This is a genomic window from Roseomonas fluvialis (genome assembly GCF_022846615.1).
Taxonomy (GTDB): Bacteria; Pseudomonadota; Alphaproteobacteria; order Acetobacterales; family Acetobacteraceae; genus Neoroseomonas; species Neoroseomonas fluvialis.
In genome coordinates, this window is record NZ_AP025637.1 from 3684087 (window position 1) to 3705009 (window position 20923).

Genomic DNA, 20923 nt, shown 5'->3' on the forward strand with positions numbered 1-20923 from the left:
CGCCATGGAATTCGCTGACGGGAAGATCCTCGCGGAGATCACCGACGGGGTCGGGCGCATCACCTTCAACCAGCCCGAGAAGCGCAACGCCATGTCGGTGACGATGTGGGCGGGCATGGGCGATGCGCTCGACGTATTCGAGAACGATGCCTCGGTGCGTTGCGTCGTGCTCACCGGCGCCGGCGACAAGGCCTTCGTGTCGGGGGCCGACATCAGCCAGTTCGACAAGCTGCGGTCGGATGCAGATGCGCAGCGCGAATACAGCAAGCAGACCGCCGGCGGGCGGCTGCGCCTGGCCACCTTCCCCAAGCCCGTGATCGCCGAGATCCGCGGCTTCTGCATGGGCGGCGGATTGGGCATCGCGATGTCCTGCGACATCCGCATCGCGGCGGAGGGCAGCCAGTTCGGCATCCCGGCGGCGAAGCTCGGCATCGCCTATGGCTTCGACATGGTGCGCCACCTGGTGGACCTGGTCGGCCCCGCGCATGCACACATGATCCTCATGACGGGCGAGCGCTTCGATGCGCAGGAAGCCCAGCGCGTAGGCCTGATCAACAAGGTGGTGCCCGCCGATGCGCTGGCGAACGAGGTGGCGGGGCTGACGGCGACGCTCGCGCGCAACGCGCCGCTGTCGCTCTATGCCAACAAGCGCACGGTGCAGGCGGTGCTGCAGGACCGCGCGGACCGCGACATCGCGGCACTGAACGCCGCCATGGCGGCCTGCTTCGACAGCGAGGACTACAAGGAAGGCCGCCGCGCCTTCCTCGACAAGCGCAAGCCGGCCTTCCAGGGGCGTTGAGGCGCCCCCGGGTTGCGCAAATGAAACGCGCCGGCCGTTCCGGGCCGGCGCCCTACCGTGCTAAAGACGCCCGGCGGCGCATGGCCGCACACCCGGCCAACGGGGCGCAACAGGGGGCGATGCATCGCATGGCTGACGACAGGGGCGCAGGTGCAGGCGCGCACCGGATGATGCGCCGCGCATGAACGACGCCATGCTTGCGGACTCGCACGCCTCGGCGCCCATCTCGCGCCTGGTGGCGGAGGTCGCGGCGCAGTGCCCCGGCGAACGCATCACGCTGGGCGAGATGGCGGAAGCTTTCGGCGACCGCGCCTTCGGCCTGTTGATCCTGCTGCTTTGCCTGCCCGGCCTGCTGCCGGGCATGGCGAGCGTCTTCGGCACGCCCATGCTGATCCTCGGCGTGCAGATGGGCCTGGGTTTCCGCAAGCCGAAGCTGCCGGGCTTCATCGCGCGGCAGTCGCTCAAGCGCAGCGACGTGATGCGCCTGACGGCCGGGGCCGATACGCGCGTCTCGCGTGCCATCGCGAAGATCGAGCGTTGGGTCCGCCCGCGCCCGGGGCCTTTCACCTCGCCGCTTGCCGACAAGGTGGTGGGCTGGCTCACGGCCTATTCGGCCCTGATGCTGATCCTGCCGGGCCCCGGCACCAACGGGCCGCCGGCCTTCGGCACCATCGTGATGGCGCTCGGCGTGGTCGAGAACGACAGCAAGGTCGTGGGCCTGGGGATCGTTCTGACGCTGCTGGGCAACATCTTCGCCACCGCGGTGCTGCTGGCGCTGCTGTGGTTCGGCATGGAAGCGCTGGGGTACGTGTTCTAGCCCCTCGGGCGCCGGGCGCGCATCGCCGCCGGCGCCCATGGACGCCGCCACGCACCCGCCCTAGGCTCCGCCCATGCGCCGGTGGCCCGAAAGGGCTGAAACGGGAACGCGCGACGCGGTGAAACCCACCGCCCATCCGCGGCTGCCCCCGCAACTGTAGGCGACGAGCCCGGTCCCACACGCCATTGCGCTTCGGCGCGAGAAGGCGGGACCGGCGGAGGCGGCGACAGCCCCCTTCCCGTCGCGAGCCAGGAGACCGGCCGGCGCAGAGTTGTCTCGCGCGTGCCGGGCGGGGTGCACCGGCGCAACGGACCAAGGCCCGCCGGCCACTGCGCCGGCGTTCCTCCGTATGCGAGCACGACGCCAGCCCGCCGTCCGGTCGCAAGGCCAGGCGGCGAACCGCGGCACGTGCACGGAGGGATTCCCGGATGAAGCACCGGATCCTGTTTGGACTGATTCTCGCCCCCCTCGCCCCCGCCTGGGCGCAGGACCCGCAACCCACGATTCCCGACACGATCGTCAGCGCCACGCGCGTGCCGACACCGCAGGACCGCATCCCGGCGGCAACCACGCTGATCACGCGCCAGGACATCGAGGATTACGGCTACGTGACCCTGGCCGATGCGCTGGCCGCCGTGCCGGGCTTCCGCCTGGTGCAGGCGGGCGGGCCGGGCCAGCAGGCCTCGGGCTTCGTGCGCGGCACCAATTCGCGCCACGTGCTGGTGCTGCGCGACGGCGTGCCGCTCAACGATTCCTCGGAACCCAACGGCGCCTTCAACTTCGGCAACGAATTGCTGGGCGACGTGGAGCGGATCGAGGTGGTGCGCGGCCCGGTCTCGGCCGTCTATGGCACGGCGGCGATCGGTGGCGTGGTCAACCTCATCACCCGCCAGGCCCCGCGCGACCGCACCTTCGCGCCCTATGGCGAGGTGGCGGGCGGCACCCAGCGCACGGCGCGCGGGTATGTCGGCGCCGGCGGCACGGTGGGGAACTTCGACTACGGCATCACCGGCCAGGCGCTCTCGACCGAGGGCTACAACGTCATCGCCCCGCGCATCACCACCAATCAGGGCGAGCGCGACGGTCTGCGCGCGGCCGCCATGACGGCGCGCATGGGGGTCACGATCGGCGAGACCACGCCCGAGGCGGCGATCGGCCAGACCCGCATCGACGGCCTGCTGCGCTGGCGGGAAAACACCGCCGGGCTCGACAACGTACCGAACGACGACCCGAACTACACCGGCCAGGACCGCAACTGGTTCGGCTTCCTGCGCAGCCGGACCGACCTCGCCGGTGGCGCCTGGACCACCGGCTTTCGCGTCTCGGGCAGCCATGATCGCCGCCGCTACACCAACCTGCCCGACAGCCTCAGCCAATCGACCGCCGACGACCTGTACAACGGCGAACGCCGTGGCATCGCCTGGGACAATACGCTGCGCCTGCCCTCGGCCGAGGGCATATTCACCGATGCGGTGCTCACCTTCGGCAGTGGCTGGGACCGCGAGCAGGTGGAAAGCGGGGCCGGGTCGCCCTTCTTCCGCACCACGGTCGATGCGCGCAGCAGCAGCGGCTACGGCTATGTGGGGGCGCAAGCACGCTTCTTCGGCCGGCTCGACGTGACCGCGGCGGCCCGCCTGGACGACACCGAGGACTACGGCTCGCAGACCAGCTGGCGGCTCGGCGCCGTGCTCGAACTGCCCGAGATCGGATCGCGTATCCGCGCCTCGGGCGGCACGGCCTTCAAGGCGCCCTCGCTGTACCAGCGCTTTGGCCAGATCGGGTCGTTCTTCCGCGGCAACCCGAACCTGCAGGCCGAGACCTCCGAATCCTGGGAGGTGGGGTGGGAGACGGACATCGGGCGCTACGCCACGCTGTCGGCGCTGTATTTCGACAACCGCATCAGCAACCTGATCAACTTCGACTCGACCTTCACCACGCTCGAGAACATCGACCGCGCGCGCATCCGTGGTGGCGAATTCGCCGTGACGCTGCGCCCGGCGGACTGGGCGTCGGTCACCGGCTCCTGGACGGTGCTGGAGGCGCGCGATGTCGAGACCGACACGCCGTTGCCGCGCCGCCCACGCAACGTGGCCAGCCTGACCGCGCGCATCGCGCCCGAGGTCGGCTGGTTCGGCGTGCCGCGCTCGCGCTTCGTCATCGCGCCGGAAATCCTGTATGTCGGCCCCTCCCCCGAAGGAGCCTTCGCGCGCTACGAAGACAACGGGAATGCGCTGCCGACCGCCGGCAAGAACCCGGATGGCTGGCTGTTCAACCTCACCGCGTCGCTGCCGGTGACCGCGCAGCTCACCGCCTTCGTCGAGGTGCGCAACATCGGAAACACCCGCTACGAACCGGCAAACGCCTTTGTCGTGCCAGGGCGTTCAGCGGTCGTCGGCATGCGCGGGGCCTTCTGAAGCCCGCCGGGCGCGGCGCCTTCAGCGGGTCGCGCCCGGCACCCACATCACGTCGCCGCCCGCCGCGGCATTGAACCGGCGGGACAGCACGAACAGGTGGTCCGACAACCGGTTGAGGTAGCGGACCACCGCCGGGTTCACCTCCTCCTGCGCCGCCAACGTCACCACCAGGCGCTCCGCGCGCCGCACCACGGTGCGCGCCACATGTGCGTGCGCCGCGGCCGCGCAGCCGGCGGGCAGCACGAAGGACTTCAGCGCCGGCAGCGCGCCGTTCATCTCGACGATCTCGGCCTCGAGCCGCGCCGACTGCGTGTTGCTCACGCGCAGCCGCGCCCCCGCCTCACCCGGCACGCACAGGTCCGCCCCGACATCGAACAGCTCGTTCTGGATGCGCGCGAGCATCGCATCCGCCTGCGCATCCGCATGCAGGCGCACGAGGCCGAGCGCGGCATTCGCCTCGTCCACCGTGCCGAAGGCCTCGACGCGCAGCGCATCCTTGCGCACGCGCTGGCCGTCGCCGAGCGAGGTCTCCCCCGCATCGCCGCCGCGTGTCGTGATGACATCGAGCTTCACCATGGCGGCGGTCTCCTGGTCCCGCGCTCCGGTTATGGCGTGCTGGTGCCGCGCCGCAAGTGCCGCGCCGGCGCGCAGCGGGTCGCGCCGGCGCACGCCGTGCGCGACGTGCGCACCGCCGGTGCGTGGCCGGGCCTGGCGCCGGGCCGCGTCCACGCTGCGGAACGCGCCGTCACGCCCGGTCGTTATCGCCCGCGCGTATCGGTCAGGCGGAAATGCACCGCGGTGGGCAGCGTCGCGGCGACCGGCTGGCCCGCCTGCATGGCCGGTCGGAAGCGCCAGCGCCGCGCTGCCTCGACCGCCGCCTGGTCGAGCCGCGGATGACCCGAACTGGCCGACACCTCGGCCGATTCCACGCGCCCGTCCACGGTCACGCGAAGTGCAAGGCGGACCACGCCTTCCTCACCCCGACGGCGGCTTTCCTGTGGGTATTCGGGCGGCGCGTTGCGCTGGCCGGCATCGGCACCCGGCGGGACCACCGCGCCCATGGCCAGGGCACCGGCGGACGGATCGGGCAGCGCCCCGATGCCGGCATCGAGGCGCATCTGACCCGGTGCGCCTTGTGGCCGCGCCGGCCGTGGCTGGCGCTGCGCGGCATTCGCGGCGGTCTGCACGGGGGGCGTGGGTTCGGCGGGGGGGGCAGGTTCGGGCGGCAGCGGTAGGGGTGCCTCGGCGATCCGCGCTGCTGGTTCGGGCGGCGCCGGCGCGGGGTCGCGTGGCGGCGCCGGCTGTGCCACCGGCGCGGTGTCGCGCGGCGGCGCGGGCTCGGCCACCGGCGCCGGCGGAGCGGGCTCGGTAACCGGCGCGGGCGGCTCGGGGGCCGGGGGCGGCAGAATCCCGGCGTCGACCGGCGGGCCTGCATCCGGTGCTGCGATGGGCGCCGCCGGCGGCGGCGGCGCAGGTGGCGGCGGCGGCGGGGCGGCAGCCATGGGCGGTGGCGGCGCCAAGGGCGGCTCGGGTGGTGCGGGGTCCTCGGTGGCCGCGCCGCCGCCGGGGTCGACGACGTCGGCAAAGACCAGGGCGACCGCGCCCTCATCGCTGCGATCGGGCTGCTGCTCCGCGCTGGGCCAGAGCAGCAGTGCCGCCAGCAGCGCCCCGTGCAGCGCGATCGAGGCCAGCACCCCGGCCGCCAGCCATCGCGCCTGACCGCGCACATCGCGCAGCGGAATGCGCGCGCGCATCGTCACAGCACCGGCACGCCCTTGTGCTTCGCCTTGCCTTCGGGCTCGACATGGATGGTGATGATGGCGGTGTCGAGTTCCGCCTTCAGCGCGGCCTCGATGCGGTCGCAGATCTCATGCGACTGCGCGACCGTCATGGCACCCGGCACGACCAGGTGGAATTCCAGGAAGGTGAAGCGCCCGGCATGGCGGGAGCGCAGGTCATGCGCCTCGATCGCACCCTCGGCCTGTTCGGCGACGATGCGGCGGATGCGCTCCAGCGTGTGTGCCGGTACCGCCTCGTCCATCAGCCCGCCGACCGATTCGCGCAGCAGCCGGAAGCCGGAGAACAAGATGTTGCCGGCGGTCAGCGCGGCCAGCAGCGGGTCGAGCCACAGGATGCCGGTCGCGACCACCAGACCCACGCCGATGATGACGCCGGCCGATGTCACGACATCCGACCACAGATGCCGCGCATCCGCGACCAGCGCCGGGGATCGCAGGGCGCGGCCGCGCTTCATCAGCACCATGGCCCAGGCCGCATTGCCCGCCGAGGCCAGCGCCGAGATCGCCAGGCCCAGCCCCGGCTGGTCCGGCACGCGCGGCGCCGCGAGCGCGCCCCAGGCCTGGTGCAGGATCAGCAGCGCCGCGACGATGATCAGCGCGCCTTCCAGCACGGCCGAGAAGTATTCCGCCTTGGCATGCCCGTAGGGGTGGTTCGCATCCGCCGGCAGCGAGGACAGGCGCACCGCCGCCAGCGCCGCGGTTGCGGCGGCGACGTTCACCACGCTCTCGAGTGCATCGGCGAACAGCGCCACGGAGCCGGTAAGCCACCAGGCCCCGGCCTTCAGTCCCAGCACCACGATGGCCACCACGACGCTGCCGATGGCAAGCGTCGTGGCCTGGCCCAGCCTGCCTTCCACCATGCCGCGGGTTTACCCGCCCGCGCCTAGACCGAGAAGTACTTTGCCCGCGGGTGATGCAGCACGATGGCGCTGGTCGATTGCTCGGGGTGCAACTGCCATTCGTCGCTGATGGTCACGCCGATCCGTTCCGCCTTCAGCAGGCGCAGCAGAGGCTCCTGGTCCTCGAGCTTCGGGCAGGCGGGGTAGCCGAAGGAATAGCGGCCGCCGCGATAGCCCTGGGACAGCATCTTCTCGATGTCGCGTTCGTCCTCGCCCGCGAAGCCCCATTCGGCGCGGATGCGCTTGTGGGTGTATTCGGCCATCGCCTCCGCCATCTCGACCGACAGCCCGTGAAGGTACAGGTAGTCCTGGTAGCGGTTCTCCTCGAACCATTCGCGCGCCAGGTCCGACGCCTTCTGGCCGACGGTGACCACCTGCAGGCCGATCACGTCGCGCTCGGCATCGTCGATGTCGCGCACGAAGTCGGCGATGCATTCGCCATCGGCCTTGGGCTGGCGCGGCATGTTGAAGCGCGCGGCCTCGGTCGTGCCGTCCTGTTCGAACAGGATCAGGTCGTTGCCCTGGCCGGCGCACTTCCAATAGCCGTAGATGGCCTGCGGCTTCAGGATCTTCTGCTCATCCGTCAGCGTCAGCATGCGCTTGAGCACCGGGCGCAGCTCCTGCTTCGCCCAGCCGAGGAAGTCATCGAGAGACCGCCCGGCTTTCCGGAAGCCCCACTGGAACTGGTACAGGCTGCGCTCGTTGATGAAGGGCACCAGCGCGCGCGGGTCGGCCTCCATCACCTTCGCACCCCAGAAGGGCGGGTTCGGCGCCTGGCTTTCCGCGGCGACGCGCCGGCGGCGTTCCTGCGCATACCCCAGGTCCACCGGCGCGAAGCCGCGCGGGTCGGCCTGGCCCAGCACGCGCTTCTCGTTCTTCGACTTGCCCGACCGCTTCTGCTGCACGGCACCCAGGTAGCCGTCGAAATCATTTCCCATCACCTTGTCCATCAGGTGCAGGCCGTCGAAGGCATCGCGCGCATAGACCACGCGCCCGCAGGCATAGGCCTTGACGCAATCATCCTCGACATAGTTGCGCGTGAGCGCGGCACCGCCCAGCAGCACCGGCAGGTCGATGCCCTGGCGCGACATCTCCTCGAGGTTCTCGCGCATCACCACGGTGGACTTCACCAGCAGGCCCGACATGCCGATGGCATGCGCCTTGTGCTCCACCGCGGCTTCCACGATCTGCGACAGCGGCACCTTGATGCCCAGGTTGATGACCCGGTAGCCGTTGTTGGTCAGGATGATGTCGACCAGGTTCTTGCCGATGTCGTGGACATCGCCCTTCACCGTGCCGAGCACGATGATGCCCTTTTCCTGACCCTCGACACGCTCCATGTGCGGCTCGAGGTAGGCGACGGCGGCCTTCATCGTCTCGGCCGATTGCAGGACGAAGGGCAGCTGCATCTTGCCCGCGCCGAACAGTTCGCCGACCACCTTCATGCCATCCAGCAGGATGTCGTTGATGATGCTCAGCGGCGCGATGCCCTTGGCCAGGGCGTCGGCGAGTTCATTGTCCAGCCCCTTGCGGTCGCCATCGACGATGCGGTCCTTGAGGCGGCCCTCGACCGTCTCCGCCTTCACCTTCGCGACGTTGTCGGCCGCCTTCCGGCCAGCGAAGATCTCGAGCAGCTTCTGCAGCGGGTCGTAGCCCTCGGCGCGGCGGTCGAAGATCAGGTCCTCGACGACCTTCACCTCCTCGGCCGGGATCTTGTGCAGCGGCTTGATCTTCGAGACATGCACGATCGCCCCGGTCATGCCCGCCTTCACGGCGTGGTCAAGGAACACGCTGTTCAACACATGCCGCGCCGCGGGGTTCAGGCCGAAGGAAATGTTGGACAGTCCAAGGATGATCTGGATGTCCGGGAATTCCTCCCGGATCATGCGGATGCCCTCCAGCGTCCACAGCCCGAGCTTGCGGTCATCCTCGTTGCCGGTCGCGATCGTGAAGGTCAGCGGGTCGATCATCAGGTCGGATTGCGGCAGGCCGTGCTTGTTGCAGGCGAAATCCACCAGGCGGCGGGCGATGCGCAGCTTGTCCTCGGCGGTCTTGGCCATGCCGACTTCGTCGATGGTCAGCGCGATCACCGCGGCGCCGAACTTCTTGGCCAGGATCATGCGGTCGGTCGCCGCGCCCTCGCCTTCCTCGAAGTTGATCGAGTTGATGATCGGCTTGCCGCCATGCAGCTTCAACGCCTGCTCGATCACCGGCGTCTCGGTGGAATCGATCACCAGCGGGCTGTTCACGCTGGCGGTGAAGCGGGTGATGACCTCGCTCATCTCGCGCATCTCGTCGCGGCCGACGAAGGCGGTGCAGATATCCAGGCTGTTCGACCCTTCGCCCACCTGCTCGCGCCCGATGGCGAGGCAGCTGTCCCAGTCATTGGCTTCCTGCGCCAGGCGCCAGGCCTTGGACCCGTTCGCGTTGCAGCGCTCGCCGATCGAGAAATACGCGTTCTCCTGGCGCAGCGCGGTCGCGGAATACAGCGACGCGACCGACGGCACCCAATGGAACTTCCGGCGCACCGGCGCGGGCCGCGCGGCGGCGCCACCGATCCGGCGCAGCATCGCATCCAGCGCGCTGATATGCGGCGTCGAGGTCCCGCAGCACCCGCCGATCAGGTTGAAGCCGTCCTCGGCCACGAAGCGCTCCATCCAGGTCGCCATTTCCGCCGCACCCAGCGGGTAGTGCGTCTTGCCGTCCACCAGTTCCGGCAGGCCAGCATTGGGCTGCACGCTCAGCAGCCCGGGCCAGTTCTGCGACAGCCAGCGCACATGCTCGGCCATCTCCTGAGGACCCGTCGCACAGTTCAGCCCGATCAGCGGCACGTCCAGCGCATGCACCACGGCTGCAGCTGCGGCGATGTCGGGACCGACCAGAAGCGTGCCGGTCGTCTCGACCGTCACCTGCACGAAGATCGGGATGTCGGACTTTGCCTGCGCGCGCGCGATCTTCGCCGCATTCACCGCGGCCTTGATGTACAGCGTGTCCTGGTTGGTCTCGGTCAGCAGCGCATCCGCACCACCGGCGATCAACCCGCGGCACTGTTCGACCAGCGCCGCCTCCAGCGCGTCGTAGGTGATGTGCCCCAGGCTCGGCAGCTTCGTGCCCGGGCCGATGTCGCCCACCACCCAGCGGTGGCGGCCATCGGCGAAGCTCTCTCCCGCCTCCCGCGCCAGTTCGACCGCCAGCTTGTTGATCTCGAAGGCACGGGCGCCGAGCTCGAATTCCTCGAGCGTGATGGGCGAACCGCCGAAGGTGTTCGTCAGCACCATGTCGGCGCCGGATTCGTAGTAGCTGCGATGGATCTCGCGCACGATGTCCGGGCGCGAGAGGTTCAGCACCTCGGTGCAGTTCTCCTTGTCCCAGTAGTCCTTCGCGACATCGAGCGTCATCGCCTGCACGCGCGCGCCCATGCCGCCATCGCACAGCAGGACCTGGTCGCGGAGAACATCAAGCAGATGCGGTCGGGACATGCAGAAGGTCCTTCAGGAAGCCGGGACGGAAACGGGGCGGGTCATGCGTTCGGCGACCCAGACACGAACAGGAAGCTCGGCCTCGTTGGTTTCGGCGGGGCCCACCGCGACGCCTGTTTCGGCGCGGCCCACCGCGACGGTGCCGATGTGCGCCGGCACGCAGCCGCTCGCCCCCAGCCAGCCGGCAATCCCGGCATCGTCGAAGCCCGGCCAGCGGTGCGCGAAGGCACCACCCAGCAATTCGGCGCGCCCATGCGGCGCCAGGTCGATCACCACCAGCACGCCGCCGGGCTTGAGAACGCGCGCGGCTTCCGCCAGCGCCGCCGCGGGGTCCTCGGCGTAGTGCAGCACCATCTGCAGCGTGACGGCATCAAAAGCGCTGTCCGCGATCGGCAGCCGGTACATGTCCGCCTGGCGCACCGCGATGTGCGACAAGCCGCGTTCCGCCAGCCGCGTGCGCGCAAGCGCGAGCATGTCGCGCGAGGCATCCACGCCAACCCCCTCGTCGATGCGCGGCGCGAGGCGTTCCAGCAGCCCGCCGGTGCCGCAGCCGATATCGAGCAGACGCCCGATGCGCGCCGGCAGCGCGGCATCCGTCGCCGCCTCGATCGCCGCGGCGGGCAGGCCGAGCGCGCGCAACTCGTCCCAATCCGCACCATGGCGACGGAAGGATTCGGAGGCCGCGCGCGCGCGTTCCGCAGCCAGCCGAGCAGCGGCCCGGCGGTCAGCCGCCAGCAGCGGGTCCTCCTCCGGCAGCCGCGCCAGCACCTGGCGGGCCAAATCCGCATCCGGCGCGAGCTGGAACCAGGCATTCGCCCCCTCGGGCGTACGCACCAGCAGCCCGGCCTCGACCAGCAGCTTCAGGTGGCGCGACAGGCGGGGCTGGGATTGGCCCAGGATCGCCACCAGGTCGGACACGCACCAGGCGCCGCGCGCGCACAGCGCCAGCAGCCGCAGGCGGGTCGGCTCGGCCGCGGCGCGGAGTTCGGTGAGCAGTGAGTCCATAACGGGCTGGACATACTCATAAAGATATCCTTATGTCCAGTACATCATGGCCTGGTCCATCGACACCCGCATTCCGGTGACCATCCTGCCCGAAGCCGCCGCCCTGCCCGGGATGCTGGCTGGCCGGCCGGCCGCGCTTCTGGCCGAAGGCGCCGTGCCCGATCATGCGGGCGCGCCGGTCACCGAATCCTTCGCGCCCGAACCGCGCCACGCCGTTGCCTGTGCCTGCTGCGCCGGGCGCAGCGCCGCGGCACAGGCGCTGGACCGCCTGTTCCAGGCGCGGGTGCGCGGGCGTGCGGCCTGGTTCGACCGCGTGCTGGTGCTGGCCTCGACCGAGGCGGGCCGGGCCGAACTCGTGCAGGCCCTCGCTCAGGACCCGCTGACCACGGCGCGCTTCCGCGCCGTGTGATCAAGGGCGCGGTTGCACGCCGCCCGGCCGCCGTCAGCCGTACGCCGCCAGCGATGCACAAGCGCGCTCCAGCCCCGCCCGGCCGGGCGCGTCCGTGATCCGAGCCCGCCCGGCGCGCAGCACCCATCGGCCATGCCGCAGCAGCACCTCGCGGCGGGCCGCGTCGGGCTCCATGTCGATCACCTGCTCCAGAACCTCGGCCATCCGGATCAGCACCGCAGCGTTCTCGGCGCCGGCCTGGCGGATCATGTGGAACATCGCATCGCACAGGCCCGGGTAGTCGCTGACGCGCCGGTAGAGCACCACCGAATCGTCCCGCCACAGGACCGGCGCCGGCAGGTGCCGCCCGACCAGCCCCGCCAGCACCGCCCCCAGCCGGTCCAGCACGGCCATCGCGGTGAAGGGGTCGTTGATGCCCGGCGAAAGCGCGCGCACCGCCACCTCGACCAGTTGGCGCACGGCGAATTCCAGGTCCTGCGCGGCGGCCGGGCGCGGTCCGATGCTCATGGCCTCGTGCAGCGCTGCCGCGGCGTCCGGGGCCTGGTCGGGCGCGTTCACCTCGGCGAGGCGCTGGCCGGGATGCAGGTAGTCCCCTGGCCGCGCCAGCACCGAGAGCACCACGCCGCGCGCCTGCGCCCAGTCCGCCAACTGCCCATAGTCCAGCGCGCGCACGTAGCCGGCGGCGGCGCAGCGCAGCGGCGTGCCGCGCATCGGCGGCATCGCCAGCGCGAGGGGGCGCACGGGCGCCTGCTCCGTGGTCAGGCGCGCCGCCGCGTCGGCCAGTTCTGCGTGCACGATCGCGATGACCGTCTCGACGTTGATGCCGCCGGCGATGTGGTGCACCACCCAGGCGAGCGAGGACGCGCAAACCAGCGCCAGGCCGACCGCCAACACCAGGCCCAGATGCGGCACCGGCGGCGTGCCCTCGGCCCCCATGCCGCGCTGCAGCGCGATGGCGTAGCAGAAGGTCATCAGGAACAATCCGAGCGCGACCTGGTTGCCGCGGTCGCGCAGGAAGTTGCGCAGCAGCCGCGGCCCCATCTGCCCCGAGGTCAGCGACAGCGCCGCGATGGTGATGGAGAAGATCGTCCCCGCCACGCCGATCGCCGAGGCCGCCACCACGCCGAGCAGTGCCCGTGCGCCCGCCGCGTCGCCCGCGAAGACTAGCCAGGCGGGCAGAATGCTGAGGCCCGGCGAATCGAGCCAGCGCACCCCGGTCGCGAGCGCCACGCCGAAGATCGCCATGAGCGTCGGGCGCAGCCAGAACACGTCGCCCACCCATTCGAGGAAGGCTGCGACACGCCCGCTCATGGCGGCGGCGCGCTCGGGATCATCCGGGCAGCGTCTTCTCGCCCTCGCCCAGCGCGCGCTGCATGGTCACCACATCGACCCAGCGGCCGAACTTCATCCCCGCCGCCTTCAACAGCCCCACCTGGCGAAAGCCGAGCGAGAGGTGCAGGCCGATCGACCCGACATTCTCGGAATCGCCGATCACCGCGATCATCTGCCGCAGGCCCTTCGCCTCGGCCCGCGCGATCAGTTCGGCCACCAGCGCCTTGCCCACACCCTGGCCGCGGATATCGTCGCGGACGTAGACCGAATCCTCGGCGGTGAAGCGGTAGGCGGAGCGTTCGCGGAAGGGTGCGAAATATCCGTAGCCGAGCACCAGGCCCGTCTCGTCCTGCGCCACCAGCCACGCGAAGCCGGCGTCAGCGACCTTGGCCATGCGCGCCGCCATCTCGGCCTCGGTCGGCGGGTCTTCCTCGAAGGTGCCGGTGCCATGCAGAACGTGGTGGGCATAGATGGCCGTGATGGCCGGCAGGTCGGCCGAGGTCGCCTCGCGCACGCGCAGCGTCATGCCGGCAACCCCGCCGCCACCGCCACGCGCTCGGCCAGCGCCAACAGCGCGCGGTCACGCCCCGGCCCGGCCACCAGCGACAGGCCGACCGGCGCACCCGCCACCGTGCCGGCCGGAATGGTCACCTCCGGCAGGCCGCACAGCCCGGCGATCGCCGTCACACCCATGGTCCGCTCCCGCACCGCATTCTGCTCGGCCTGGGTCGCGCTCAACAGCGGCGCCGGTCCGGGCGAGGTCGGATAGACCATCACCGCGCCGCCGCCCAGCAGCCCCCACAGCCGGGCCTGCGCGGCGCGGCGGAAGGTCCGCCCTGCGGCGGCCTTGGCGGGGTCCATCGCCTTGGCCGCGGCGAAGCGTTCCTTCACGCCGGGCCCGAAGGTCGGGTCCGTCGCCTCGATCCAGGGGCCAAGGCTGGTCCAGGCCTCGACCGCCTGGGCGCAGCGGAAGGATTCGTAGAAGGTATCGAGCCCCTCGGGCGCCACCTGTACTGGCAGCGCCGCACCCAGCACCGATTCTACCGCGCCGAAGGCGTCGGCCAGCGCCGCGGCCGTGGCCGGTTCGGCGTTCACCCAGGGCTCCTGCACTTTCAGCAACGGGCCGAGTACGCCTTCGCCGCCGGGCGCCAGCAGGACATCGCCGGCCCGGCGCAGCAGCCCCGCCGTCGCGGCGAACCAGCCGGCGGTGTCATAGGCCGGCCCGAGCGGGCACGCGCCGGTCAGGCTGACCGCCCCCCAGGACGGCCGGATGCCGAAGATCCCGCAATACGATGCCGGGATGCGCACCGACCCGCCGGTGTCCGACCCCATCGCGATGTCGCACAGCCGGGCTGCGACCGCCGCCGCCGACCCGCAGGAGGATCCGCCCGGAAAGCGATCCGGCGCGGCGGGGTTGGTTGGCGTGCCGTGCCAGACATTCTCCCCGGTCAGGCCATAGGCCAGTTCGACCGTTTTCGTCTTGCCCACGAGCCGCGCCCCGGCATCGAGCAGCGCGGTCACCACCGCGGCATTCTGCGTCGCGGGCGCATGGGTGCGCGCCCAGTCCGGATTGCCGTAGCCGGTCACGTCGCCGGCGGTGTCGTAAAGATCCTTCACCGCGAAGGTCAGGCCGGCGAGCGGCCCTTCCGCGGCGCCAGCGCGCAACCTGCGGGGCCCAGGCACGAAGGCGCCCACCCGATCCTCGGTCATGCACGTCACCTCCGCCGCTGCGCCTTGAATCGTGGCGCAGTGGCGCCGGCCTGACAACCGCCACGCCGGCGCTGCAACGTCACAGCGTCGCCAGGGCCACGGCCAGGCGGCAGCCGCGCTCGTATTCCGGCAGGTCGACATATTCCTTGATCGTGTGGATCTCGTACTGGCCGGCACCGATCGTCACGGACGGCACGCCATGCTTGCCGGCGATCCAGTTCGCATCCAGTCCGCCATTTGAGAACACCAGCACCGGTTCCATGCCCAGCGATTCCACGGCGCGCTTTGCATGGCTCACCACCGGCCCGTCCTTGGCGAGGTTGAAGGGCGGGTAGGACGGCGTGTGGGTGAAGGTGACCTCCGCCGTCGCGCCGTCGGATGCCTTCACCGCCTGCTGCGCGGTCTCGAAGGCAGTGCGGAAGCCCTCGGTAATGGCGGCGGCGAAGGCGGCCTCGGGGCTGCGCGCCTCGCCGACCAGCACGGCCAGGTCGGTCACAACGTTGGTCGCGTCACCGGCCGGCTGGCCGGGCTTGCCGCCGAAGATCCCGACATTGCTGGTGCCGTGGCCGTCGTTCTTGACCACCTTGCCGAACCAGCCGGCCTTGTGGGCCTCGGCCAGCGCGATGGCGCCGACCAGGGTGGCGGAGATGCCTTTCTCCGGCGCCACGCCCGCGTGGGACGCGCGGCCCCTGATCTCGGCGCGCCAGTTCTCCTGGCCGACCGCGCCGATGATGAGCTCGTTCGCCAGGCGCCCATCGACGTTGAAGCCCATCTCGGCGCCGAGCAGGTCGGCGGCGACCAGCTCGCGCGCGCCATGCAGGCCGCTTTCCTCGCGCACCGTGAACAGCAGCGTGATGGGCGGGTGCGGCAGCTTATGGCGCAGCAGCGTCTCCGCCAGGTTGACCAGCAGCGCGCAGCCGGTGCGGTTGTCCCCGCCCAGCGCGGTGGTGCCGTCGGAGACGATGCGGTCGCCCTCGCGCCGCGGCTTGGCACCGGCACAGAGCGGCACGGTATCCAGGTGCGTCGAGAAGAGCATCCGCTTGCCGGGCTTCGTGCCCGGCAGGTCGACGATCAGGTTGCCGGTCTCGGTGGGCAGCGGGATGCGTTCATGCGCGGTGTCGAAGCGGATGGCGGAGGCCGGCACGCCGATCGCCTTGAGGTCCTCCACGATGGCCTCGCCGATCGCCTTCTCGTGGCCGGTCACGCCCTCGATCGCGAGGTAGCGCATCAGGCGATTGGTGGCGGCTTCGGCGTCGAGCAGGCTGGCCGGGGCGTTCGGCTGGGACATGCGGATTTCCTCCTGGAGCGGCCGCGCGACGATGCGGCCGATACCGGCACCGTAGCGCGCCTGCGGCCTTCCGTCCGCAGCACACCGTCCGCCCAGTTTGCAGCGCGTTCGCATCGCGGCGGGCGCGCTGCGACGATGGGCCTGGCCAGCAGAATGGCGCAGCGGCGGGCCGGGTCCGCAGGCGTGTGAGGCCGCGGGCCTCGCTCGCCGGCTTGCGCAGCCGCGGGCCGCGTCAGCCGCTTCGCGCGGCCGCGGGCCGCGACGCCCGCCGCCGCGCCTTGTCTCAGCGCGCCCGCAGCAGTTCCGGCACGCGCAGCAGAATGAACTCGTTGTCGTCGGCGCGCGTCAGATGCCGCCCCGCGCTGAAGGGCAGGTTGTTGTCGTTGGCGACGATGATGTGGTCGGCATCGACCATCGCCACGTCCTCGATGGTGAAGAAGGGGAAGGTGAAGCGATCCCGCGGCGCATTCGCCGGAAGGTCGCCGCGGTGCCGCGCGAGCCCTTCGCTGTCGCGGATCGCCATCAGGTCGATATGGCCGATCTTGCGCACGAAGCCCTCGGCATCGGTCGCGCCCAGGTCGATCAGGTAGATGCGCTTGAAGCGTGCGGGCAGCGGGAAGCAGGGGCGCTCGGCGGTGCTCTGGGTGCCCTGCGCGCAGGCGAGGCCCGGGTCGCCCTCGCCGTTGTCGCGCTCGATCACCAGGGCGCGGCGGTCGTCGATCATGTTGAAGTCGCCGATCGCCGTCGCACCGGCTTCCAGCCGGTAGCGCAGCACGCGCCCGGTCCAGGCGGCGCGCGACGTGTCGAATTCCAGGATGCGCAGGAACTGGCCCTCGGGCTGGTCGGAATTCGGCGCGAAGATCGGCTGTTCGAGCATCGCGTACAGCCGCGACCCGTCGGGCGAGGCCGCCATCCCCTCATACCCGCCCGACCGCCGCACGCGATGCGGCACGCCGGCCGTCGGGCTGGCGGGCACCGCCTGCGCCGGATGGTCGGGCGAGCGCAGCGGCTGCCCGTCCATCATGGTCTCGACCACGCGCAGCACGCGGCCCTGCGCATCGACATGCACCAGGTAGGGGCCGAATTCCTCGCCGATCCAGAAGCTGCCATCGGGCATGGGCTGGATCGATTCCAGGTCGAAATCCGCACCCGTCAGGAAGCGCGTGGGCGACGGGTCGGTGGTGATGTGGAACGGCACCACGCGGTTCGGGTCGGACAGGAAGATGGTCTGCAGGATCGCCACCTGGCCGGTCGCGAAATCCGGACGGACCTTGTGGAACATCAGCAGCGCGTCGTGGCTGTTGCGGCGGTTGCCGAAGCCGTTGTCGGTCAGCACCCACCAGGCGCCGGGCTCGCCGCGCACCGGCGCGATGCCCGAAAAGCCCTGCACCGGCTGGCCCTGGAAGGGCAGCGACAGGCCGGTCGGGCGGCGGCCATGCATGGCCCCCGTATCGCCCGGCGCGCTGCCTACCTGTTCGTTGCGCAGGTTGCCCGCACCGGTGAAGCGGCCCGAGACCGCGAAGCCCGGCGGCGCGCCCTGGGGCGGGGCCACGAAGGTCGCGGCCGGCAGGATGGCATGGCCGGCGAGCGTCGCCTCGAAGCGCTGGTCAGCAAATGCTGGCGCGGCGGCGAAAAGCGCGGTGGCAAGCAGAAGGCGACGCATCGGGACCCCCGTCGGTTGAGAACGGGGGGCGCTCTACAGGCGCTGCGTTGCAGCCGCGTGACGCTCGCGTGGCGGCGCGGCGAAACCGCGCCTCAGGTCAGGCCGAGCAGCGCCGCCTTGGTGGTCAACGCGGCCAGCATCCCCGCCGCCACCGCCGGCCCCAGGCCGAAACGCTGTGCAGCGACGAAGGCGAAGGTGCCGAGGATCAGCCCCCAGCTCGCGACCTCGCCGAAATTCACGTCAGGCATGGCGACCTCCCGCGGCTTGCGCGGCGGGCATCATGGCCCTGCGCCGACCGGCGCGCCAGGAAATCCCGCGTCAGCCCCGCAGTTCCGCCAGGCCCCGCTTCGGCCGCCCGTCCGGGCTGAAATTCGCGTCCGCAAGCCAGGCCAGCATGGCATCCCGGCGCGACGGCCATTCCGCCGCCAGGATCGAGAACCAGGCCGTGCTGCGCACCCGCCCCTTCACCACCAGCAGGTCCCGCAGCGTGCCTTCATAGGTGAAGCCGAGCCGGGCGGCTGCCTTGCGGGAGGGCATGTTCAGCGCATTGCACTTCCAGGTCAGCCGCCGGTAGCCGAGGTCGTCCATGGCATGGCGCATCAGCAGGAACATCGCCTCGGTGGCCGCGCGCGTGCGCTGCATGCGCGGCGAGAACCAGATGTTGCCGATCTCGATGTGCGCATGCGCCGGGTGGATCTCCATCAGCGTCAGCCAGCCATCCGCCGTCCCGGTCGCATGCGGGCGCACCGCCCAGGCCATCGGGTCGTGGGTGGCGGCGAAGGCCGCGACATGGGCGCGCATCGCCTCCTCGGTCGCGAAGGGGCCGGCGCCGAGGTAGGCCCAGGACGCCTCGGCCGGCTGGCCCTGTGCGGCGCGGAACAATTCGGACGCATGGCGCACATGCAGCGGTTCGAGGTCCACCGACCCGCCGCGATGCGGCACGCGGGCGGGCAGCGGGCGCGGCGTGGCATCGACCAGCGGGCCGACGGGCGGATCGGTGTCGGGGTCGAAGGGCACGCCCTCGGGCAGGTCGGTCATGCGCCGCAGGAGAGACCGCGTCGCCGCCGTGCGCAAGCACCCCGCGGTTTCCTGTTGCCCCGCGCTTTCCTGTTGCACAGCCTGACGCAGCGCAGCACAACCCCCCGCCATGAACGACGCGATCCTCCCCGTAGCCCGCCCCGCCATCCCGGCCGCCTATTTCGGCGAGCATGTGACCTGGGTGCACCACTGGACCGAACGCCTGTTCTCCTTCCGCTGCACGCGCGACCCCGCCCTGCGCTTCCGCGCCGGCGAATTCGCCATGATCGGCCTGATGGTGGACGGCAAGCCGCTGGTGCGCGCCTATTCCATGGCAAGCCCCACTTGGGACGAGGAACTGGAATTCCTGTCCATCAAGGTGCAGGACGGGCCGCTCACGTCCCGCCTGCAGCATGTGCGTGTCGGCGACCAGGTGCTGATCGGGCGCAAGCCCACCGGCACGCTGGTGACCGACAACCTCAGGCCGGGCCGCACGCTGTGGCTGCTCGCGACCGGCACCGGGCTCGCCCCCTTCCTGTCGCTGGCGCGCGAACCGGATGTGTATGAGCGCTACGAGACGGTGGTGGTCGCGCATACCGTGCGCCAAGTGAACGAACTCGCGCACCGCGCGTTGTTCGAACGCGACCTTCCCGCGCATGAATTCCTCGGCGAGATCGTGGCCGGCAAGCTGCGCTACTATCCCTCCGTCACGCGCGAACCCTTCGCCACCCAGGGCCGCATCACCGACCTGATCGAGACGGGGCGGATCTTCACGGACCTCGACCTGCCGCCGCTCGACCCCGCGCATGACCGCGTGATGCTCTGCGGGTCCGAGGACATGAACCGCGACTGCAAGGCCATGCTGGAGGCGCGCGGGTTCGAGGAAGGGTCGAACAATGCGCCGGGCACCTACGTGGTCGAGAAGGCCTTCGTAACGAAGTAGCGGCGCCGGCGCGCAGGCGGACAGAAAACGCAGTCGCAGGACGAATCGCGCCACTGTTTTGGTTGCACGTGCCGCGTCGGTCGCATAAGGGGCTTGCAGTCACAACAAGCGCCGGATCGCTCCAGAAGGTGCGACCGGCCGTCCGGGAGGACTGCATGACCGAGACCAAGTCGCCAGTGCCGGCACGTCGTGGATTGCTGAAGGCCGCGGCAGCGGGTGCCGCCGCCACAGCCGTACTGGCAACGCCGGGCGTCAGCCGCGCGCAGACCGTGACGTGGCGTTTCCAGTCCACCTGGCCGCAGCGCGATATCTTCCACGAATTCGCCGGTGACTTCGTGACGCGCGTGAACGCCATGGCCGGTGGCCGGCTGCGCATGGAACTGCTGGCCGCAGGTGCCGTGGTCGGCGCCTTCCAGCTGATCGACGCGGTCTCCGCCGGCACGCTCGATGGCGGGCATGGCGTGTCGGCCTATTGGTTCGGCAAGAACAAGGCGTTCAGCCTGTTCGGCACGCCACCGGCCTGGTTCTACGACGCCAATTCCTACCTGGCATGGTTCTACTACGGCGGCGGCGAGGCGCTGTACAACGAGCTCATCGGCCAGGTGCTGCGCGTCAACGTGGTCGGCTTCCAGACCGGGCCGATGCCCACCCAGCCGCTCGGGTGGTTCAAGAACCCCATCACGAACGCCGAGCAGATGCGCGGCCTGAAGTACCGCACCGTCGGCCTCGCGACTGACCTGTTCAATTCCATGGGCGCGGCCGTCACGGCCCTGCCGGGTGGCGAGATCGTGCCCGCGCTGGAACGCGGCGTGATCGACGGCGCCGAGTTCAACAACCCGTCCTCGGACCGCGTGCTCGGCTTCCCGGACGTGGCCAAGAACTACATGATCCAGTCGTACCACCAGAACACCGAGACCTTCGAGGTCCTGCTGAACAAGGGCAAGTTCGACGCCCTGCCGAACGAACTGAAGGCAGTGATCCGCCACTCCGCGGAGGCGGCGTCGGCCGACATGTCGTGGAAGCAGCAGCTGCGCTACCCCAACGACCTGCTCGAGATGGCGCAGCGCCAGGGTGTGAACGTGCAGGTCACGCCGCGCCCGGTGCTCGATGCGCAGCTGCGCGCCTGGGACGGCGTGATCCGCAACCTCGAAGCCGATCCCTTCTTCAAGAAGGTGACCGACAGCCAGCGCGAATGGTGCCGCCGCGTCAGCGCCTTCTACCTGCGCTACCAGGCCAGCCCGGCGCTGGCCTACAACCACTTCTTCGCACGCGGCTGAACCGCGCGGCGGATCGCGGCGCCCGCCCCGGTAGGACCGGGGCGGGCGTTCGTGCGACTGGGGCATGTTCCG

The 20923-nt window shown here is 70.7% G+C and carries 18 protein-coding genes and 1 riboswitch; of the genes, 6 read left to right on the forward strand and 12 right to left on the reverse strand.

Annotated features, from left to right (window positions below; genetic code table 11):
• Window positions 1-4 precede the first annotated feature (4 nt).
• The 3 genes from MWM08_RS17740 (at window position 5) to MWM08_RS17750 (ending at window position 4030) form a co-directional block, all read left to right on the forward strand.
• Window positions 5-799: an enoyl-CoA hydratase gene (locus MWM08_RS17740; RefSeq protein WP_244407830.1), complete on the forward strand. Its 795-nt coding sequence runs from the start codon at window positions 5-7 to the stop codon at window positions 797-799.
• Window positions 800-980: 181 nt separating this feature from the next.
• Window positions 981-1616, forward strand: coding sequence for an exopolysaccharide biosynthesis protein (locus MWM08_RS17745; RefSeq protein ID WP_244407831.1), 636 nt, complete (start codon window positions 981-983; stop codon window positions 1614-1616).
• A gap of 62 nt (window positions 1617-1678) precedes the next feature.
• Window positions 1679-1895, forward strand: a riboswitch (cobalamin riboswitch).
• A 149-nt stretch (window positions 1896-2044) separates the two neighbouring features.
• A complete protein-coding gene (locus MWM08_RS17750; protein WP_244407832.1) occupies window positions 2045-4030 on the forward strand; it encodes a TonB-dependent receptor domain-containing protein in 1986 nt (661 codons plus the stop codon).
• A gap of 21 nt (window positions 4031-4051) precedes the next feature.
• Here MWM08_RS17750 and MWM08_RS17755 read toward each other — a convergent pair whose 3' ends face one another.
• The 5 genes from MWM08_RS17755 to MWM08_RS17775 all read right to left on the reverse strand — a co-directional run bounded on the left by MWM08_RS17755 (window position 4052) and on the right by MWM08_RS17775 (window position 11212).
• The gene (locus tag MWM08_RS17755; protein WP_244407833.1) at window positions 4052-4606 is read right to left on the reverse strand and encodes a cob(I)yrinic acid a,c-diamide adenosyltransferase; all 555 of its coding nucleotides are present in this window, start codon (window positions 4604-4606) and stop codon (window positions 4052-4054) included.
• A 182-nt stretch (window positions 4607-4788) separates the two neighbouring features.
• Window positions 4789-5784 carry an energy transducer TonB gene (locus MWM08_RS17760; RefSeq protein ID WP_244407834.1) on the reverse strand — a complete coding sequence of 332 codons (996 nt, stop codon included), beginning with the start codon at window positions 5782-5784 and terminating at the stop codon, window positions 4789-4791.
• 2 nt (window positions 5785-5786) lie between these two features.
• Window positions 5787-6689 (reverse strand): cation diffusion facilitator family transporter, encoded by a 903-nt coding sequence (locus MWM08_RS17765; protein ID WP_244407835.1) that lies wholly within the window; start codon window positions 6687-6689, stop codon window positions 5787-5789.
• A 23-nt stretch (window positions 6690-6712) separates the two neighbouring features.
• Window positions 6713-10207, reverse strand: coding sequence for a methionine synthase (metH, locus tag MWM08_RS17770; protein ID WP_244407836.1), 3495 nt, complete (start codon window positions 10205-10207; stop codon window positions 6713-6715).
• 12 nt (window positions 10208-10219) lie between these two features.
• On the reverse strand, window positions 10220-11212 hold the full coding sequence (locus MWM08_RS17775) for an ArsR/SmtB family transcription factor (protein WP_244407837.1): 993 nt from the start codon (window positions 11210-11212) through the stop codon (window positions 10220-10222).
• A 46-nt stretch (window positions 11213-11258) separates the two neighbouring features.
• Between MWM08_RS17775 and MWM08_RS17780 the strand changes: the two genes are divergently transcribed.
• Window positions 11259-11621 (forward strand): hypothetical protein, encoded by a 363-nt coding sequence (locus tag MWM08_RS17780; protein ID WP_244407838.1) that lies wholly within the window; start codon window positions 11259-11261, stop codon window positions 11619-11621.
• Window positions 11622-11654: 33 nt separating this feature from the next.
• Here MWM08_RS17780 and MWM08_RS17785 read toward each other — a convergent pair whose 3' ends face one another.
• The 7 genes from MWM08_RS17785 to MWM08_RS17815 all read right to left on the reverse strand — a co-directional run bounded on the left by MWM08_RS17785 (window position 11655) and on the right by MWM08_RS17815 (window position 18652).
• On the reverse strand, window positions 11655-12932 hold the full coding sequence (locus MWM08_RS17785) for a DUF2254 domain-containing protein (protein ID WP_244407839.1): 1278 nt from the start codon (window positions 12930-12932) through the stop codon (window positions 11655-11657).
• 19 nt (window positions 12933-12951) lie between these two features.
• Window positions 12952-13479, reverse strand: a complete 528-nt coding sequence (locus tag MWM08_RS17790) for a GNAT family N-acetyltransferase (RefSeq protein ID WP_244407840.1) — start codon at window positions 13477-13479, stop codon at window positions 12952-12954.
• Window positions 13476-14663 carry an amidase gene (locus MWM08_RS17795; protein WP_244407841.1) on the reverse strand — a complete coding sequence of 396 codons (1188 nt, stop codon included), beginning with the start codon at window positions 14661-14663 and terminating at the stop codon, window positions 13476-13478. The genes MWM08_RS17790 and MWM08_RS17795 overlap by 4 nt, the downstream gene beginning before the upstream one ends.
• A gap of 79 nt (window positions 14664-14742) precedes the next feature.
• The gene (locus MWM08_RS17800) at window positions 14743-15951 is read right to left on the reverse strand and encodes a M20/M25/M40 family metallo-hydrolase (RefSeq protein WP_244407842.1); all 1209 of its coding nucleotides are present in this window, start codon (window positions 15949-15951) and stop codon (window positions 14743-14745) included.
• A 283-nt stretch (window positions 15952-16234) separates the two neighbouring features.
• Complete coding sequence (locus MWM08_RS17805) at window positions 16235-17614, reverse strand: esterase-like activity of phytase family protein (RefSeq protein WP_244407843.1); 1380 nt, start codon at window positions 17612-17614, stop codon at window positions 16235-16237.
• Window positions 17615-17706: 92 nt separating this feature from the next.
• The gene (locus tag MWM08_RS17810) at window positions 17707-17862 is read right to left on the reverse strand and encodes a hypothetical protein (protein WP_244407844.1); all 156 of its coding nucleotides are present in this window, start codon (window positions 17860-17862) and stop codon (window positions 17707-17709) included.
• 70 nt (window positions 17863-17932) lie between these two features.
• Window positions 17933-18652 carry a GNAT family N-acetyltransferase gene (locus MWM08_RS17815; RefSeq protein WP_244407845.1) on the reverse strand — a complete coding sequence of 240 codons (720 nt, stop codon included), beginning with the start codon at window positions 18650-18652 and terminating at the stop codon, window positions 17933-17935.
• 109 nt (window positions 18653-18761) lie between these two features.
• On the opposite strand from MWM08_RS17815, the gene MWM08_RS17820 reads away from it, so the two are divergent.
• Window positions 18762-19574 carry a ferredoxin--NADP reductase gene (locus MWM08_RS17820; RefSeq protein WP_244407846.1) on the forward strand — a complete coding sequence of 271 codons (813 nt, stop codon included), beginning with the start codon at window positions 18762-18764 and terminating at the stop codon, window positions 19572-19574.
• A gap of 155 nt (window positions 19575-19729) precedes the next feature.
• Window positions 19730-20851 (forward strand): TRAP transporter substrate-binding protein, encoded by a 1122-nt coding sequence (locus MWM08_RS17825; protein WP_244407847.1) that lies wholly within the window; start codon window positions 19730-19732, stop codon window positions 20849-20851.
• Window positions 20852-20923: the final 72 nt, after the last annotated feature.